8 protein-coding genes are annotated in these 18996 nt (G+C 59.1%); 6 read left to right on the forward strand and 2 right to left on the reverse strand.

The genetic code is table 11. The features are described from left to right. A complete protein-coding gene (locus BM400_RS10410; RefSeq protein ID WP_089839082.1) occupies positions 1 to 849 on the forward strand; it encodes a sugar phosphate isomerase/epimerase family protein in 849 nt (282 codons plus the stop codon). 484 nt (positions 850 to 1333) lie between these two features. Continuing rightward, a complete protein-coding gene (locus BM400_RS10415; RefSeq protein ID WP_089839084.1) occupies positions 1334 to 4684 on the forward strand; it encodes a TonB-dependent receptor in 3351 nt (1116 codons plus the stop codon). A 103-nt stretch (positions 4685 to 4787) separates the two neighbouring features. On the opposite strand, the gene BM400_RS10420 is transcribed toward BM400_RS10415, so the two are convergent. Beyond that, positions 4788 to 7673: a PIG-L family deacetylase gene (locus BM400_RS10420; RefSeq protein ID WP_245781808.1), complete on the reverse strand. Its 2886-nt coding sequence runs from the start codon at positions 7671 to 7673 to the stop codon at positions 4788 to 4790. A gap of 191 nt (positions 7674 to 7864) precedes the next feature. Between BM400_RS10420 and BM400_RS10425 the strand changes: the two genes are divergently transcribed. The 3 genes from BM400_RS10425 (at position 7865) to argH (ending at position 13660) form a co-directional block, all read left to right on the forward strand. Then, positions 7865 to 9094: an ROK family transcriptional regulator gene (locus BM400_RS10425; RefSeq protein WP_089839086.1), complete on the forward strand. Its 1230-nt coding sequence runs from the start codon at positions 7865 to 7867 to the stop codon at positions 9092 to 9094. 81 nt (positions 9095 to 9175) lie between these two features. Further along, complete coding sequence (locus BM400_RS10430; protein ID WP_089839087.1) at positions 9176 to 12100, forward strand: TonB-dependent receptor; 2925 nt, start codon at positions 9176 to 9178, stop codon at positions 12098 to 12100. Positions 12101 to 12184: 84 nt separating this feature from the next. Continuing rightward, positions 12185 to 13660: an argininosuccinate lyase gene (gene argH / locus BM400_RS10435; protein ID WP_089839089.1), complete on the forward strand. Its 1476-nt coding sequence runs from the start codon at positions 12185 to 12187 to the stop codon at positions 13658 to 13660. 11 nt (positions 13661 to 13671) lie between these two features. Here the strand turns inward: argH and BM400_RS10440 are convergent, their stop codons facing one another. Continuing rightward, positions 13672 to 15057 carry a hypothetical protein gene (locus BM400_RS10440; RefSeq protein ID WP_089839091.1) on the reverse strand — a complete coding sequence of 462 codons (1386 nt, stop codon included), beginning with the start codon at positions 15055 to 15057 and terminating at the stop codon, positions 13672 to 13674. A 377-nt stretch (positions 15058 to 15434) separates the two neighbouring features. Here BM400_RS10440 and BM400_RS10445 point away from each other — a divergent pair, with 377 nt between their 5' ends. Beyond that, entirely contained in the window at positions 15435 to 18818 is a 3384-nt protein-coding gene (locus BM400_RS10445; protein ID WP_175528971.1) for a TonB-dependent receptor, read from the forward strand. Positions 18819 to 18996 lie beyond the last annotated feature (178 nt).

The raw sequence follows: 18996 nt of genomic DNA on the forward strand, positions 1-18996 counted from the left end.
ATGAAGCTAGGAATCAGTGGATTTGCCTGGACCGCCAACTTCGAAGAGCGACATCTCAGCCTGCTCCCCGGCGTGCGAACCATGGGCTTCGAAGCCTTTGAGGTCCCGCTCTTTGACCCAGCGGCGCTCCCCGTCGCTGCCATCCGTCGCGCCTTCGAGGCGAACGATCTCGCCTGCACGCTCTGCGGGATTCTTCCGGCTGGCATCAACCCCATCAGCTCCGATCCTGTCGTGCGTCAGCGCTCTCGCGATCATCTCGTGCGCTCGATCGAAGCTGCGGCAGAGATGGGCGCGCATCTTCTCGGTGGACCACTCTTCGCGCCGATTGGCTATCTGCCCGGACACCGGTCCACAGAGGACGAATGGACCTGGGCGATCGAGCACTTTCAGTCCGTCGTGGGGCTTCTTGAAGCGCATGATGTCACGTTGTCGATAGAGCCCGTGAACCGTTCGGAGACCTTCTTCGTGCGGACCGGCGAAGAAGCCGCGAAGCTCTGTGCCGCGGTGGGAAGCCCGCGCATCGGGGTCACGATCGATACGTTCCACGCGAACATCGAAGAGAAGAACATTGCAGCGGCGGTCGAGTCGTTGGGTGTTCACGTGAAGCACATGCATATGAGCGAGAACGACCGCAGCCTTCTCGGTTCGGGACACGTTGATTTTCCTGCTATTCTTCGTTCTCTCCAGCGGAGTCGGTACGAAGGATATCTGATGATCGAAGGGTTCGGCTATCGTGCGTCCGAATCCTCAGCTCCGGGTGCGCTATGGGCTGACCCGGCCGTCTCCCCCGAGATGCTCGCGCAACAAGGGTTCTCGTATCTCAAAGGACTGCTTCACGGCACAGCCTGAGTAGGCGGCTTGACGACCGTTTTCGTCTACTCGATGGAAAAGAAGAGGTCGTACCGCTTATCCTTTGATTGCCCCGCCCACGCTTCACCTGCTTCCACAGGCCCACGGCCTGGCGACCCTTGACGCCAATCGCCGACGGCGTGTCCCGCTCATCGCATTCCGCATGCGGAATAGAGCGAAAATTGCCTCAGCGCTATGCAAAGGGGTGGTGCGACCCATGAGGCCGCCACCCTCTCGAAGGACTGTCAAGGTCTGCGAACCTCGTCTCCCGACGGTTTACGCAAATCGAATGAACGAGTTGACATTGGTCGGACCGTTCAAGTAAACCTTCTTTGCTCTTGAAAGCCTATTCATTTCGTTCGGTAGCTTTGCTGCGAACTTGGGTCGTCCCGCGTTCGCGCAAGCAACGGATGGCGAAACCAAAAGGACAGCAATCTACCTGGAAGAACGACTCAGGCAGAGTTCAAGAAAACTTGGAGGCAGAATGGTAAAGAACTTCATACGATATGCGCTCGCTGCTCTTGTGATGATGCTGGCGTTCGCAGGCGGACCGGTCGAGGCTCAGACATCGCAGGGCCAGATCACGGGTACGATCACCGACAGCACCGGAGCTGTCATCCCTGCAGCCACGGTCGTGATCACTGAGATCAATACGCAAACCGTGCGCACCGTGACTACGGATAACAATGGCTTTTATGTCGCCACGAACTTGCCCATCGGTCAGTACACGGTTGCGGCGGCCAAGGCCTCGTATGGAGGAGAAAAACGCTCCGGCATCACTGTTTCGGCAGATGCCCACATTACCACCGACTTTCAATTGAAAGTCGGAACGGCGGCGGAGATCGTCACCGTTGAGGCCGTTCAGGGCGAGCAGCTCAACACAACCTCAGGCGAACTCGCGCATGTCATCGATACCAAAGAGATCGACACGCTACCGCTCAACGGTCGCAACTATCTCCAGATTCTGACGCTGATCCCCGGCGCTGTCGTCACCAATCCCGACATCTTCTCCATCACAACGAGCTTGTCTTCCGGAAACCAGGTGATCAACGGCAATCGCTCCGACTCCTCCAATCTCACCGTGGATGGCGCGTTCAATCAGGCATCGGGATCCAACGGCTCTCTGATCAACAATGTCGGCCCCGATTTTATCCAGGAAGTGAAGATCGCAACCTCGAACTTCTCCGCGGAGTATGGCCGCACCTCGGGTCCCGCGTTCAACATCGTCACGCGCGGCGGTACAAATAAGTTCCACGGCGTTGCGTTTGAAGATATTCGCAACAATATCTTCGATGCCCGTCCCTTCTTCAGCACCTACAAGACGCACCTGCGTTTCAACAACTTCGGTTTTGGCGTCGGCGGTCCTATCCTGCGCGACCGTCTCTTCTTCTTCGGCGGTCAGGAGTACAAGCGGCTGCGTCAGCAAAACACGCCGACGACCCTTACCGTGCCAAGCACGGCTCTGCTCAACGGAGACTTTCACGGGCTCCTGAACGCCAATGGAACCCCGCTCCAGCTTGTCTACCCAGGTACAACGACACCGATTCCAAACAACAATATCGCACCGCTCATCACCCCAGACGGGAAAGCGATCGCCAACGTTTATCGGATCATCAGCGCGCTTGGTACCTTTACCGACAGCCCTGCGGGATCGCCATCACTGCCGACCAACAACTTCGTCATCACACCCAACAACCCCCTCGACTTCCGCGAAGACTTCGTGCGTCTCGACTTCAAGATCAACGAGCGCAACAACATCTTCGGGCGCTGGATCAGCGATCACAACTCACTCATCGACCCCTTCGGAACCTTCTCGAGCGGCGGTCTGCCCACAGTGCCAACGCAACGCAACCGTCCAGGACAGAGCTATCTGATCTCTGAGACCTTTAGTTACCGGCCCAACATCATCAATCAGGCGACCTTCAACTTCTCGTTCGTATCGCAGCACATCCCACCCTACGGGATCAACTATCTGCGCTCGACATTCGGTTTCCAGTTCGCCAAGCTCTTCCCCACTGCCGGCCAATACGCAAACGGTATCCCCTCTGTCAGCATCACGAACTTCAGCGGCTTCTCGGGCCCTTACTTCGCGTTGAACTCTCCGACCACGGACATCCAGGCCGGAGACACCATGACGATCATCAAAGGCAACCACCTCATCAAGCTTGGTGGCGTGTACATCCGCGACCGTATCGATCAGAACGGACGCCCCAACTACAACGGCAACGTCGTCTTCAACACGGCGGGCAATACGGCGACGACCGGCAACGCCTTGGCAGACGCCTTCCTCGGGCAGTTCCAGTCCTACACCGAAGCGAACGCCGATCCAGTGGGTCACTTCCGCTTCTCGCAACCCGAAGTCTTCGTTCAAGACACCTGGAAGGCGGCACGCAAACTCAGCCTCGAGTATGGCATCCGCTGGCAGGACATCCTCCCGCTCTACGCGCAGGGGAACAACTACGGTAACTTCGATCCGGCGTACTACATTCCGTCGGCCGCGATCACGGTCACGACAGGAGGCAAAGTCGTCCCGGGTTCGGGCAACCCATACAACGGCCTGGTGCGTACCTCGGATCCGATCCCATCGGATCAGATCGCTCGTGTCCCGAATATCAACACGGCCGCCTATCCACAGATCCCGCAGGTTGCCCCGCGTGGTCTCTTCAAGATGCACGGTGCCTTTGGACCACGCATCGGCTTTGCGTATGCCGTCGATGAAAAGACCTCCGTTCGTGGCGGCTTCGGCGTCTTCTATTACCGGCCGGAAGGAAACGTAGGCTTCAGCCAGGTCAACATCCAGCCTTTCCTCGTCAACACGGAGTTCGATAACGCGAACCTCAGCAACATCACGGCGGGCACACCGGCCACGACCGGGCTTCAGGGAAGCATCACGGCCATCGACCCGAACCTGAAGAACCCCTATGTGGAACAGTTCTCTCTCGGCATTCAGCGGGAACTCCCCGGCGGAATGCTGCTCGAAACAACCTACGTAGGGAATGTTGGACATCACCTCCTGCGTCAGCCGAACATCAACACGCCAAGCATCACGCAGGTCGCAGCGAATCCGACCGTCAACGCAAACTTCTACAACCCATACAAGGGGTTCAGCACCATCAGCCAGTGGCGCAGCGACTCCAACTCAAACTACAACGCCCTGCAGGTTTATCTCTCCAAGCGAAAGGGCGCGGTTACGCTGACTGCGGGATATACCTTTGCCAAGGCGCTCGGCGACTCGTCCAACAACAACGGAGACCTGGCCAATTGGCAGAGCCTCAGCTACAACTACGGTGAGCTCAACATCGATCGCAAGCATGCTTTTATCGGCACGTTGAACTATCAGGTGCCGACCTTCAAAGGCCATAGTTTCCTGTTGCGCGAGACCATTGGTGGCTTCTTCGTCACAGGTGTCCTTCGCCTGCAGACGGGCGCTTTTTACAACATCAATGCGAGCGCAACAACCCTTGGCTCGCGTCGTGCGAACTATGTTGCGGGAACGAACATCTACCAGGTCGGCGACTGCTGCAGTCTCGCCGGACACCAGAAGCAGTACCTCAACCCTGCTGCCTTTACCGCTCCATCGGGCTCTGCGTTCGGCAACTCCGGCGTGGGACAGGTTGTTCTTCCTGGGTTGGAGCAGACCGACGCCACGCTGGCGAAGATCTTTCCCATCCACGACAGCGTCAACTTCCGCATCTCGGCTGATTTCTTCAACGTGTTGAATCACACGAACTATAGTTCGCTTGGGACCACGGCAACCAGCGGAACGTCCTTCGGGCGTCTCAACGGATCGTATCCTGCACGGCAACTGCAGTTCGGAGGCAAGTTCACCTTCTAGTGCATCAAGCGAAAGAGCTGTCTGTGGGTGGTTGTTTCAAACCAGCCGCAGACAGCTCTTTTCGTTTCACCGAGACATCCTCGCCCGGGCGAACCGCTATGTCCTACTCGTGAGCCAGCCCCGGATTCTTGCTCAGGCTGAGCAGGTTGGCCATCATCCGGAAGCTTCCTGGGACACCTTCCGGCATCTCACGGAAGAAGGCGAAAGCGAGATAAACGTAGTAGCCCTTACCGGACCGCGCATAGATGACACCACCCTTTTGCGGATCCTGACCTTTGTCATGGACCTCGGTCAAAGCGGTGTAGTGCGCGTCGAAAGAGTTCGGGAAACCGTGGCCTCGCTCTTCCACCCAGCCATCGAAGTCGGAGGGAAGAATCTGGTTCGGCCAGGTGAAGAGAGGATCTTTCGCATTGAGAATCGTGACCTTCGCATCCTCTTCAACGACCTTCTCCGCGTCGCTGGCGACCGTAATGGGGTAGGGAGCGAAGTCGCTCTGATACTCGGGAGTCTGGTATTCACTGATGACGATGCCACCGTTGTGAACGTAGTCCATAAGCCGCTGGTTGAAGGTGCGGAGTTCGGGGCGTGCCGCATAAGTGCGGATGCCAAGCACGATGCAGTCGTACGCGCTGAGGTCGGCCTGCGCGATATCGGCCGCCGTGAGTTGCGTGACCATGATGCCGATGTCGCGCAAGGATTGCGGGACATCCTCGCCGCTTCCCATGATGTAGGCGACCTTGAGCCCTGGCGCAACCTTCACGTCGACCCCGGTGGTACGGAACTTTGCAGCGCGATACTGTGGGTAGGGCGTGATGCCGGGGTACCCAATGGTGTGGAAGCCTTCAGTGTATTGCTTGCCGGCGTAGTTCGCGGTGACGGCAATGTCGTAACTCTTCGCTTCCACGTTCTTCGGCGTGATGGCGAAGTGCAGGTTGGCGTCTTCGTTGTCGCGCATCGTGTGGAAGGTCGCAGTGGCAGGCGAAGCCGTCCAGCCTGCGGGCAGCTTGAGGTCTACGGTTCCTTCGGCTGGGCCCTTCACGCTCGAGTGAACGGTGACGTCCAGTGCGAGCGTCGTGGACGTGAGGGGCATGATGCCCGCCGGCGGCGAGACGCGCACGGAGATGGCCGGAGCGATGAGCAGGGGATCGAGGACGACGCCGAACCCATTGGCGCGATGAGCCGTTTGCACAACACCGCGCACCTCCGCATGCGTGCCGTTGAAGGTATACGCCGCCGCCGCGGAGAGAGGGTAGGGCATGACCGGCAGATCGAGATACTGCGGCGCCTTCAGGTCGTAGTAGCTCTGTTCAAGATTGGGCCTGGAAAAGTATGGCTCGGTATAAGGAGCGTCGGCAGGGACGGTCACGGTCAGATAGGCATCCTTCGCAGTGCCCGCCTGAAGTGCGCCGTCGATGCCGCCCTTCTCCACAGGCTTCCAGTCGCCACCCGTGTTCGGGATAAGGGTAACGCTGTCCACCTGCACTGGCGTAGAACCCTGAGCCGCAACATGGACGCCAACGAGTACCGACTGGCCGGCGATGGCCGTACCGGTAGCAGCCGCGCCGGAGAAGACGCCATCCGTGGGGCCCATGGGGCCAAAGCGGCCGACCTGAGGCATCTTCGCCTGGACCGTCGCCAGCAGGGACATCCCCAGGGACTGGCCAAGCGCAAAGTTGAACTGCTCCTTCTTCAACTCGAGTTCGTGGAGTGCGTTGTAGCGCGCCTCCTCCGGGATATTGGCGGACCGGAGTGAGTCGATCAGAGCTCGTGTGAGGTCCAGCCCACGTGCCAGAGCCGGTGCGCTCTTTGCGGGATCGTTGGCATCGTAGACGCGCGTTGCTTCGTCGACCTGCGCCGCGATGGCCTGGAGACGGGAGCGGACTTCGGGCTGGCTCTTTGCGGGCAGGTATCCTGCGATGCCGGGAAGCGAGATGTCGATGCCATCGAAGAAGCTCTGCTCATGCTCCGGCAGGGCAGCTCCGTTTACCCGCGAAGCATAGAGATGGTACGGGCTGTCGAACTTCCCCGGTGCCGGGATAGGAACGCCGCCGGTCTGCGACTTCTGCTCGTTGAGTCCTTCGCGTGCAATCTGCAGGTAGTTGTTGCCGTAAAGCGCGTTGTACTCGCCCTCTGGCACGGTCAACGTGGCGGTGGGAACGCCCTCGATTGGTTTGCCCGTAACGTAGTTCTTGAAACGAACCGGCTCCCACTTTCCGGTTGCATAGTCGAAGATGCCCTTCGGCGTAACCTGCGCAAACGGAACGCGCGCATAGACCTTCAGGGGCTTCCAGGGTTGCAGGCCTTCCTTGATCTGCTCAGGAAACATCGTTGGATCGCCGGCTGCATGGAAGACCTCTTGTGCCATGAGGCCAGCAGTCTGATGATGGCCATGCCCGTCCGACACGTACCCGGCGAAGACGCTGGTGACGACCATGGGCCGCGTGATCCGGACAACACGAACGACATCCCGCAGCACACGATCGTGATCCCACTGCTTCAGGGCCTCTTCGAGTGTCTTCGAGAATCCGAAGTCCGCGACGCGTGTGTAAAAGAGATGCACACCGTAATAGCGGTTCGCGGCAAGGTGCTCCTGGGTGCGCAGGATACCGAGTTGGTCCCAGAAATCTCCCGTCATCACGTTCTGGCCGCCTTCACCCCGGTTCAGCGCGAGCAGGGAGACGTCCGCGCCAAGTCCACGGCTTTCATAGGCGAGCATCCCACCGTCTTCATCATCGGGATGTGCGTTGATCTGGATGAGGCTCGCACGGGTATGGAGGCGGCGCAGGCTTTCAGCAAGGCCGGATGCACCGCGCTCGATGGGAAGAGGCTGCGGATACGACGCATCCACCTGAATCTTCATGGGTTCCGGCGTCGGTGTCTGCGCCACGGCGGAGAGGCTGACCGCACCAAGAAACATGGCGGTCACGGTTCGTCCTGTTGCCCTTACCGCATAGCTCTTCGCGTTGTTCTGCCAGCTTCCATACTTCATCGACGAATTCTCCTGCGAATCCCGATCGGGATCGGCGTTCTCGTGGCGAGGCCCAAAATATTCATCAAAAAGTGATCGATTGCTAATGACTTTATAAATTGCTTTAAAAAAGATTGCACGAACTTTTTAAAAGTTCCTTATAATCCATGCACAAGCTCATGACGAGACGTGCTACTCCAATCCGCCGCCGCATGACGACAAAGGTCCCGATGACGCATCGCACGATCGCTGGGACGCAGGAACCTGCGCGGCCGGCGCAGTTACGCGAGGCGAACGATCGTCTCCTTTTGAAGCTGCTGCGTGCCCACAGTCCATGCTCCAAGGCGGATCTGGCGCGTTTGTCCGGGCTCACAGCCCCCACGGTTTCAATCGGCGTATCGCGCCTCGTTGGCTTGGGTTTGGCGGAAGAAATGGGTGATGGGATCTCGTCCGGTGGGCGTCCACCAGCCATACTTCGATTCAATGAAAAGCATGGTCACGTTGCAGCCGCCGACATCGGTGGCACACGCGTGCGCATGATGCTCGCAGACCTTAACGGAAACCCGGTGGCGCAGTGGGACACGCGGATTGGGGAGAACCAGAAGACTCCGCGCGGCGTCGTGAACCTGGTGCAGCAGGGGCTCACGGCGATGGTGGCTGAGGCCGGAGTCAGTGGGAAGGTCCTGCACATCACCGCCGCGGCACCTGGTATCACCGATGTGAATCGCGGTGTGGTCCTTGCCGCGCCGAACCTGTCTGGCTGGAACGATGTACCTCTGCGGACGTTGCTGGAGCGCCAGCTTGGAATCCCCGCCGGTGTCGAGAACGATACGAACCTGGCGGCGGTAGGGGAGCACGCCGAAGGCATGGCGCGCGGCATCGACGACTTCGTCTTCATTGCCATGGGCACCGGTGTGGGTGCGGGCATCTTCCTTCGCGGAGCGTTGCATCACGGCGCGACATGGTCAGCCGGTGAAATCGGTTATCTTTCGGTCTCGGGGATGCCGAGACAAAGGCTGCTGATGCGTGAGACGGGCCAGCTCGAACGCATCACCGGCGGTCTCGGGATCGAGGCTCGGTGGAAGGAACTCCTGCGCAAAGAGCGGCGCAGTGTGCGTGAGGAGTTGAGTGTTCTGCGTGCCTCGCAGATCTTCGATATGGCGGAAGCGGGCGATGCAAGGGCGGAGGAGGTACTCCAGAACACGGGACGCCTTCTTGCCGAGGCTCTGAGTACCATCGCGCTTCTCTATAACCCTGAGTTGATTGTGCTGGGTGGTGGTGTGGGGGCCCATCCGGCCTTGTGCCGGGTGACCACGCACTACCTGCAGGAAAACGACTTTGCTATTCCAAAGGTGCGCTCGTCCGCGCTCAGCACGCAGGCGCAACTCTTTGGAGCTGTATCGCTTTCTCTCGCTGCCATTGAAGCGAACCTTCTTTGTTGACGCTTATCTGTTCTCCCTGTCGCAACAGAATCGATCTTCACGATCTCTACGTTCCGCTGCATCAACTTCTCGGAGGCTCTCATGTCTAAGCTGTCGCGCACTCTTCTTCTCTCTGCACTCACGTTGTCCCTGACAGCATCGGGATTCAGCCAATCGCAGTCCATCAATGGAACAATCCGTGGCCAAATCACGGATGTCTCCGGAGCGCCGATCCCCAACGCGGCGGTCACGGTGAAGAACATCGATAACGGCTACACACGGCAGTTGACCTCCGATGGCGAAGGTCGATACATCGCGCCGAATCTTCCGATCGGGACGTACTCGGTGTCCACCACATCCTCCAACTTTGCGCCCTACACCCAGAGCGGTGTGCACGTGGGTGCCGGTTCCGACAGCACGGTGGATGAGTCGCTGAAGACCGGCTCCGTCGGCACTGAGATCACAGTGACGAGCGATTCACCCATGATTGAAGCGGCGCGAGCCGATCTCAGCCGTACGATCACCTCGGCCGAAACGCAGAACCTGCCGCTGACTTCACGGAACCCATACAACTTCATTCTGTTTCAACCGGGTGTCTCCGGCCATCCGAATCCGGAGAACGGTATTCCACGCACGATGAATACGAACGGTCTCGTGGATCGCGTGAACTACCAGCTCGACGGCATGGTGGATACGGAGAGCGACCGCTACGGTCTTCGTCTCTTCGCTATCTCCGACAGCTACACCGATACGGTGCAGACCATCTCGAATGCCTTCACCCCGGAGTTCGGCAACACGGCCGGCGTGATCTATAACGTCATCACCCCGGCGGGAACCAACGCGCTGCATGGAGCGGTGCAGTACATCTGGCGTCCGAAGGTGGCGAGCTCCTGCCCCATCCTGCAGAATTGCAATCCGGGCGCTTCGAACTACAAGCCTCTGCCTGACCTTCACGTCGACGATCTGACCGGCCGCGTGGGCGGACCCATCATCAAGAATCGCGTGTTCTTCTTTGGCGCTTACGAACACTTGAAGCGCGGAAACCCGCAGGCGATCACCGTCACCCCGGCGAATCAGGCAGCGTTGATCGCCGCCGGTGTGCCGTTGAGCGATTTTGGAACCGCGCCTCAGGTGCAGCGGGCACAGTGGATGGACGCCCGTCTCGACGTCAACATCAATGCGAAGAACACAGCATTCGTTCGTTATAACTACTTCCGCAATACGTATCCGTTCAACACGAATGCGGGTGGTCTGTATCTCCAGAGTGCGGAGGCTGACTTCCGCGATCGTGCCCACATCATTGGCGCGCAGTTGATCACGACCTTCAAGCCCACGCTGTTGAATGAGTTTCGTGGATCGTGGCCCTATCGCAACCAGCAGCACTTCGCGGGTGCCGCGACCGGGCCCGGCCCGATGGTGACGATCTCGGGTGTGGCGAACTTCGGCGGTACCAACAGCGCGGGGGATAAGTTCCAGGAGAAGATTCCATCCTTCTCCGACAACGTAACCCTGATCCATGGCGGTCACAGCTTCAAGTTCGGAACCGCCCTGCAGAAGAACAACGACACACAGCTTGCCGATGTCTACACGCAGTTCACCTTCGCCACGCTGGCCGATTACCTGAATGCCAAGAACGGCATCAACACGAAGTCGTACAGCAACGTCACGGCTTCCATTGGGCGTCCTGGTGCCGGCTATCAGACGGTGTTCTTCGCCCTCTTTGCACAGGACACCTGGCAGATCACCCATAAGCTGGTCGCCAACTACGGCGTGCGCTATGACCAATACCGCGCTCCGAATGGACTGGCGAATGCTCCTCTAGCGGAGACCCAAAACTTCCGCATCCCGATGGGCAACTTCGCTCCGAGGGTCGGCCTTTCGTACTCGCCATTTCAGGGCACCGTCGTTCGCCTCAGCGGTGGCATGTTCTATGAGGCCACACCGACCAACAGCTACTACAACCCGCTGTATGCAAATGGTCTGACAAACACGGGTAATCTCATTGCAACGCTCGGACCCACGACAGTCGGTGCGCCGAACTTCCCCAACACCTTCAACAATGTGCCGGTGTCGTCGCTGCCGACACCCACGCCGTTTGCGCTGACCTCGAAGTTCAAGAACGAGTACACCTGGAACATCAACACGCAGGTGGAGCAGGCGCTGGGCAAGAACGATGCGCTGACCATCGGCTACGTCATGACCAATGGCCGCAACCTGCAGTTCCTGCGCAACAGCAACGTCATCCCAATCCCTGGCGGAGCACTCGCCGATGGTCGCCCCACCTTCAGTTCGACCGTATCGGCGACGACGCGCTATAACCCGGCGTTCAACTCGATCCGGTTGATCGATATCGGCGCGAACTCCAGCTATCACGCGCTCATCACCAACTTTGTGCACCGCATGTCGGGTGGGCTTACGCTCAACGCTTCGTACACCTGGTCGCATGCCATCTCCGATGCGCCCGAAGGCAACAGCTACGAGAACTCGAACTACATCTCGGATCCGACGAATCGCAAGCGCGATCGCGGCAACAGCTACGTGAACCGTCCCAATGCCTTCACGACGGCGGTTGTGTATCAGCCGGTGTTCAAGTTCAACAGCCGTTTCCTCAGTGCTCTGGCCTCGAACAACAACCTTGCCGTGCTGGTGAACGCGAGCAGCGGCGATGCGCAGAATGAGGTGACCGGCAGCAACCTCAACGGCGATGCTCTTTCCGTCGGTCAGCAGAGGCCATTGTTTGTCGGTCGCAACACGCTGCGTACTCCCGCGATCGTGCAGCCGGATGTGCGTTTCACCCGGACCTTCGGAACCTTCTTCGAACGCGTGAAGCCGCAGATCTTCGTGGAAGCGAACAACGTGTTGAATCGCTCGAACGTCACCAGCATCAACACCACGGCTACAACCATCACCAACCCGGCTCTTGGACAAGTCGGTGCCGTCACGGCCACAGGCGCACCCAGCCTGGTTCCGACCAGCACCGTGCTTGAGGCACGCATCCTGCAGTTCGGCGCGAAGATCGAATTCTAGGTCGCTCCGGATCCCGTGGAGCGGTGGGCGTTCGCGCCCACCGCTTCTTCCTTGCACGAAACCAGCACGATAAGATGACTCCCCATGCATAGTGATTCCAAGGTCTCCACGTTTCCCGCTCCCATCTATCGCGAACATGTATTGACGGCTATCTTCGCGGATGCGCAGCGGCTCTTCCTGCCCTCGCTCGTTGAAATCGATATGGCCCACCTGGTCATGCTGCGCAAGCAGAACATCGTGACGGCAAAGACAGCCGCCGCCTGCATGCGAGCTTTGCGCGCACTCGATCTTCAGGCGCTGCGCACAGCTCCCTATGACGGAAGCGTTGAAGACCTCTTCTTTCTCGTGGAAGCAAAGATCGCCGAACTCGCCGGACGAGACGATGCCGGTCGCTTGCACACGGCACGCTCCCGCAACGACATTGACCTCACCATGTACCGCATGGTGTTGCGTGGCCGCCTCCTGCAGACGCTCGAAAACTCGCTGCGTCTGCGCGAGACGCTGCTTCGAATCGCACAGGAGAACCGCACCACCCTCATGCCGGCCTACACCCACAACCAGCCGGCCCAGCCGACAACGCTGGGTCACTACATGATGGCGATGATCGAGATCCTCGAGCGCGATGCGGACCGGATCATCGGTTGCTATGCGCGGGTCAATCGCAGTCCCCTCGGTGCCTGCGCAATCACCACCACAGGCTTTCCAATCGATCGTCATGTGACAGAGAAGCTACTGGGTTTTCGCGGTCTCGTCGTCAACTCCTATGGAGCGATCGCAGCGGTCGACTATGTGGCGGAGGCCTGTGGCATCCTCGCAACGGCAATGCTGAGCCTCGGCCGCTTCGCCCAGGACATGCTCCTCTGGTCCACTGCCGAATTCGGATTTCTACGACTCTCTGATGGCTACGTGCAGATCAGCAGCATCATGCCGCAGAAGCGCAATCCCGTGCCGCTGGAACATACGCGCATCCTTGCTTCGCGCGCGCTCAATGAGGCGCAGGCGGTTCTTGGCTCTCTCCACAACACGCCCTTCGCCGACATGAACGATGGCGAAGACTCGTTGCAGCCGCTCGTGGCCCTTGCCTTCGATGACGGGCAGCGCGCTCTCGCACTCCTGGGCGGTGCCCTCTCGGAGGCGTCCTTCGACACGGAGCGCATGCGGTCACGCGCCCATGGAAGCTTCCTCACGGTGACTGAAGTTGCCGACACGCTGGTCCGAGAGTGCGGAATCTCCTTCCATCAAGCGCATCACATGGTTTCCGCAGCAGTCAGAGCGGCAGTGACGGACGATCCAACTGCGCTGGCAACGGATCTCTACGCGCGTGCGCGCAAAGAAGGAATCGCCGTAACGCACGATCAACTGGTGCAGGCGCTCGATCCCGTCCACTTCATCGCATTGAGGCAGGTCCTGGGCGGTCCGGCACCGGCAGCCCTCGATCCGGAGTTGGCAAGAGCCGAAAAGCAACTGAACACCGATGGCGGATGGCTCAAGGAAGAACGAACGCATCTGATCGGGGCGCATGACACGCTTCGTTCCGAATGCGATCACCTTCTTCAATAGCGCGGACGCCACTACTTCTTGATGATGCGATGCGAGACGATCTCGTAGCCAAGGGGCGTTCCACTGAAGCGCGAAATCCGCAATAGAACCTGGAAGTGAGGGAAAGCTTTTTGCTGCAAGACAGCCTGAAGCTTCTCCAGGCCGTCCTCGCTGGTCAAAAAGTCTCCCGCCGCCTCGGTCGCCTGAGAATCGCTTCCGGCCAGGATAAGCGTGTTTCCAGTGTCGGTTGGATTCGGGAGAAAGACGATGACGCAGTAGGCTGTTCTCGTCTCCGGATCGGACGAGAGTGAGTACTCCGCCTGCTCACTCCCGGTGGGATGATCCACCGTTACGACAGAAGATGTCCGGTTGGGGGATCGATTGAAGTGGTACGCCATCCGATCTTCGAACAGCTCGACCCACGGATTCGACTTGCTGCTTCCAACGAAGATCGTATTGTTCCAACGCAGCCGGTGCCCGGCGTATTCTCGCGCGAAGAGTAAACGAGTTCCTTCGTTGCCGGTTTCCAGTTCCGTAATCCGGCGTGCCACGCGGAAGTCCCCAAGGCTTCCGGAACTGCGGCTGAAGATAATGGCCAGATCCTTCTGCTCTTGTTGTCGTGCCTCACTGCTCAGCGGGTCGGGCGACTGAGCAGCACGATAGCTGTAGTCGAGGTATTGCGCCAGCGAAAGTGGTTTGCGAAGAACGTCCTGGGCAAGCAAAAAAGAGGTGTCGCCAAGAACGATCTCAGGGGCGAGTCCCGTACCGAAGAAATTCCCCCAGAATGCACGAAGCGCAGGGCCGCTTTGCCACTTGTGCAGCGCGTTCTGGTTTTGCTGGTCGCGCCGTATGGCGATGACAAGCCAGGCCGTAAGGATGAGGATGACAACGACAAGGATCGCGGGAAGGGCATTGCGCACCGCCCTCGCCAGCATCGCGCTCGTCTCCGCCATGGGCGACGGAGTATCCTTGAGCGCGGTGGAGTTTCGTTCTTCCTCGGATGGGGCACTCTTTAGAGGTCCGATTTCCGGAGGATCGATGGCATCCAGGCGACGCAACCGGAAGACAGGCACATAGCGTCCACGAGGAATTTCGAAGAGGAGAGGCTCATTTTGCCCCTCGTCGGTGAAGTAGAGATCAATTCTCTTCCGCAACTCCATCGCATTGACACGCACGATGTTGTCCTGCGAAGTGTCATAGGCGGCCGGACGACCGAAAACGGCCGTCCCGATCTGTTGCTCGTGGAGGTCTTCTGCACCGTGGAGGACAACTTCGTTCCCGACATAAATCAGAAAGTCACGTAGCCGGGTCGAGCGCCGAAAGGGCGTGCTATCCACCACGCGGCTTAGGAGCCGCTCCCACTCCGCCTTGGATGGGTGAAAGGAAGTTTCAGGCGGATTGAGTTGGGTCGTTTGCATCCGGCACCAGCAGAGACAGAATACCATTCTGCCGTTTTGCTCTGGAAACGCTCCCTTTTACAGTAAGAATGCGAAGCCTTAACGTCCGTGTTTTCGGTCGCGATCCCCTCGGAATACGCGAATTGCTGCCGACTGGCCGTGAAGCTCCCGCTCCCTCACCGTAAATTCACTTGCGAGTCGTATCGGCCAGTGAAGAAGCTTCGTGGGCTGGAGAAAACCGGAACCCCCCGTTGGCGAATGAACGATTCCATGAGACCGAAGCCCCAAAGTCGAAAACGGACTCGTGCAACGGCTGTGGATAACGGGTAAACGTTTCCCGTTGGAACCAAATTTGGAGGCAACACATGAACATAAAATTGATCCGTTCGCTCCTGAACATGAAGCGAATTCTTTCCAGGTCTGCCGTGGCGCTGAGCTGCTACCTCGTCCTGCTTCCCGGGTACAACGCGTTCGCGCAGGCTGTTTCTTCGGCCAAGATGCATGGCACGGTCACCGACAACACCGGGGCAGTCGTCAGTGGAGCTTCGGTCGTCGCAACGCAAACCGCCTCCGGCACAACCGCCACGGCCGTCACCAATGGCACAGGGAGCTACGTGCTGTCGAATCTCCCCGTCGGAGCCTACACCGTCAAGGTGACCGCCCCCGGCTTCCAGTCCTATAGCCGCACCGGAATCATCCTGGAGGTATCGAACGACGCTGTCGTGGATGCACCTCTCACCGTCGGTTCTACCGACACCACGATTACGGTGAACGGAACGGCAGCGCAGGTCCAGACCGACGATACCTCCATTGCGACGGTCGTCGACCAGAGCCGCGTCGTCGACTTGCCCCTCAACGGTCGTAACGCGGCCAACCTCGTGCTGCTTTCCGGAGCCTCCGCCCCGACCGTGAACGGCAATATGACCAGCACCAAGAGCTACGGCAGCACGGGTACAAGCGCGATCGGTGGCGCGCTGAACATCGCGGTCGCCGGCGGCCAGGGCAATCAGATCAACTATCTGCTCGATGGTGGCGACCATAACGACTCCTTCTCCAACGTCAATATGCCGTTCCCCTTCCCGGATGTCTTGCAGGAGTTCAGCGTGCAGACGACCGGCATGTCGGCTCAGTTCGGCGTTCACCCCAGCGCCGCCGTCAATATCGTCACGAAGTCCGGCACCAACCTCTGGCACGGAGGCGTCTTCGAGTTCCTGCGCAACAGCTACGCGAACGCCAACAATCGCATCAACGGCTACACCGATCTGAAGCGCAACCAGTTCGGCGGATACTTCGGCGGCCCCATCATTCACGACAAGCTCTTCTTCTTCGGCGGCTATCAGCACACGGCGTTGCGCATCGCTCCGGCCAGCACTTCATCCTTCGTGCCAACGGCTGCGATGCTCTCCGGCAACTTCACTCCCTACCTGCAGTACCAGCGCAGCCTCAGCGCGAACAACACCTGCCCCACGCTGCTCGCCTCGGCTGGCTTCGTCTATAACGCCACCGCCTGCACGGCAACCATCAACCCTTCGCTCTTCAGCCCTGCTGCGGTAGCGTTGATGAAGTACCTTCCCACCGGCCAGACGCAGAATGCCGCCGGTCTCGTCTCCTACTCCGTTCCCGCGCCCCAGGACGAGAATCAGTGGATCGGACGTCTCGACTACACCCTCAGCGCACGTCATAACGTCTTCGCCCGCTACTTCATGACGAACTACTACCAAAAGGCGATCTTCAACGGAAACCTGCTGAACGCCATCAACCCGGGCCTGAAGGACCGCGGCAAGTACCTCACACTCGGCGATAACTTTGTCATAACGCCCAACATCTCGAACGCCCTTCGCGGCACGGTCACGCGTCTCGCGATCGCACGCGGCGCCCCGGGTGACCTCATCTCGCCCGCGACCATCGGCTCGAACGTCTACTCGTCGGTCCCCAACTATATCTACCTCAACGTCAGCGGAGCCTTTACCGCGTCCTGCGGAAGCTGCGCTCCCACGCACTACGTCACCAACCACTACCAGGTGGCCGACGACGTCTCCATGCAGAAAGGAAGCCACTTCGTGCAACTCGGCTTCGACTATATTCACGAAGAGTTGAACCTCGCCGGACTCAACACGGAGAACGGTCAGTTCACCTTCAACGGCTCATACTCCGGTCTTGGACTCTCCGATCTTTTGCTCGGCGCACCCAACACCTTCGCGCAAGGCTTCGGTCCCGGAGCCGCGGCCCATCTTCGCTACAACTACTTCGGCTACTACGTGCAGGACACCTGGCACGCCACCAGAAAGCTGACCATCAACGCCGGCCTGCGCTGGGAACCATGGTTCCCCGAGTATGAGAAGAACAATATCGGCGGAGAATTCAGCCCAGCGGCCTTCGCCTCGAATACTGTTTCGTCCGTTTATCCAAACGCCCCTGCGGGCATCGTCTTCTACGGAGATAAGGGTGTTAAACCTGGCTTCATCAACTCCCGCTTCACGAACTTCTCGCCCAGGGCCGGCTTCGCCTTCGACCCGATGGGCAACGGCAGGTCCAGCCTGCGCGGTTCGTATACGCTGACCTTCGAAGCTCCAGAACTCTACTACGATTCGGGCTTCCCGGGAAACTCTCCAAACGCAGCGGCGCAGTCCTTCACGGTCGACAATTCCACCAACCAGACGGATGCCGTCAAATCCTTCGACAACCCTTGGAAGAAAATCGTCGGAGGCAACCCGTATCCCACGCAATACCCGGCTCCAGCCAACGCTGCGTTCGCCGCAAGCAACGTGGCGACGGGCTACTATCCGAGCAATCTGCGCCGCACCTACATGCACCAGTACAACCTCAGCTATCAGAACCAGCTTTCAGCAAACTGGCTCGCATCGGTCAGCTATATCGGGACCAGCACCATTCATCTTTGGGGCTTCCAGCCGTACAACTACGCAACGCCTGCAAACACGCCGTCCGGTGCGGTCGCCACGACGAACAATACCTCGCAGCGCTACATCTTGTATCGAGCTGCCATCGCCAGCAACACCACAGCGGGCACGCGCTATGGTGCTTTCAGCGCCACGGCAGACTACGGCATGGCGAACTTCAACGGCATCGTCGCCACGGTCAACCACCGCTTCGCGAACAACTTCTCCATGTTGATGAACTACACTTGGTCGCACTGCCTCTCCAACATGAACTACACGGGCGACAACACGCCGCCCCCGCAGGACCCCAACAATCACGCCGCCGAATATGGCAACTGCAACTTCGACACGACCCACAACCTCACGATCTCCGGCGTTGCCACGACACCGAAGTTCCACCAGCACACGCTCAACTATGCTCTTGGCGCATGGCAGGTAAGTCCTCTGATCACCTACCGCACGGGCATGCCTTACACGGTAAATGACGGTACGGATCGTTCGCTTACGGCAATTGGCCAGGATCGCCCGAATCTCGTCCCGGGACAGAGTCTCTACGCAAAGAATCTTTTCCCGGCTGCAGGCGTCAAGCCGCTGTGGATCAACGCTGCGGCCTACGCTCTGCAACCGCTTGGCACCTTCGGCAACGCGGCTCCTCTGCAGGCTCGTGGTCCAGGCTTTGCCAACGTCGATGTAGCCATCAGCAAGCACTTCCCAATCTTCGAGCGCTCTCAGCTCGAGATCCGTGGAGAGGCCTTCAACGCGCTCAACCATCCCAACTACGCCAACCCGAACACAGCCATCAATTCGAGCACGACGTTCGGCCGCATCACGTCGACTGCCAACGATGCCCGTCTGCTTCAGATCGCGGCGAAGATCACCTTCTAACGCCCCTTCCCCAATCCCGGCGCGCGCAATCGGTCGCGCCGGGCACTTTTATCCATGCTTCACTTGCACTATTCGGAGGTCGTTTGTATCTTCGGTTCGCTCTTGCTTCCACGCTTCTTTTCGGAGCTGTCCTCTCTTCGTTCGCACAAACTCCAGCCCCCGGGGCGACCGAACTTGC

This window comes from Granulicella pectinivorans (assembly GCF_900114625.1).
Classification (GTDB): Bacteria; Acidobacteriota; Terriglobia; order Terriglobales; family Acidobacteriaceae; genus Edaphobacter; species Edaphobacter pectinivorans.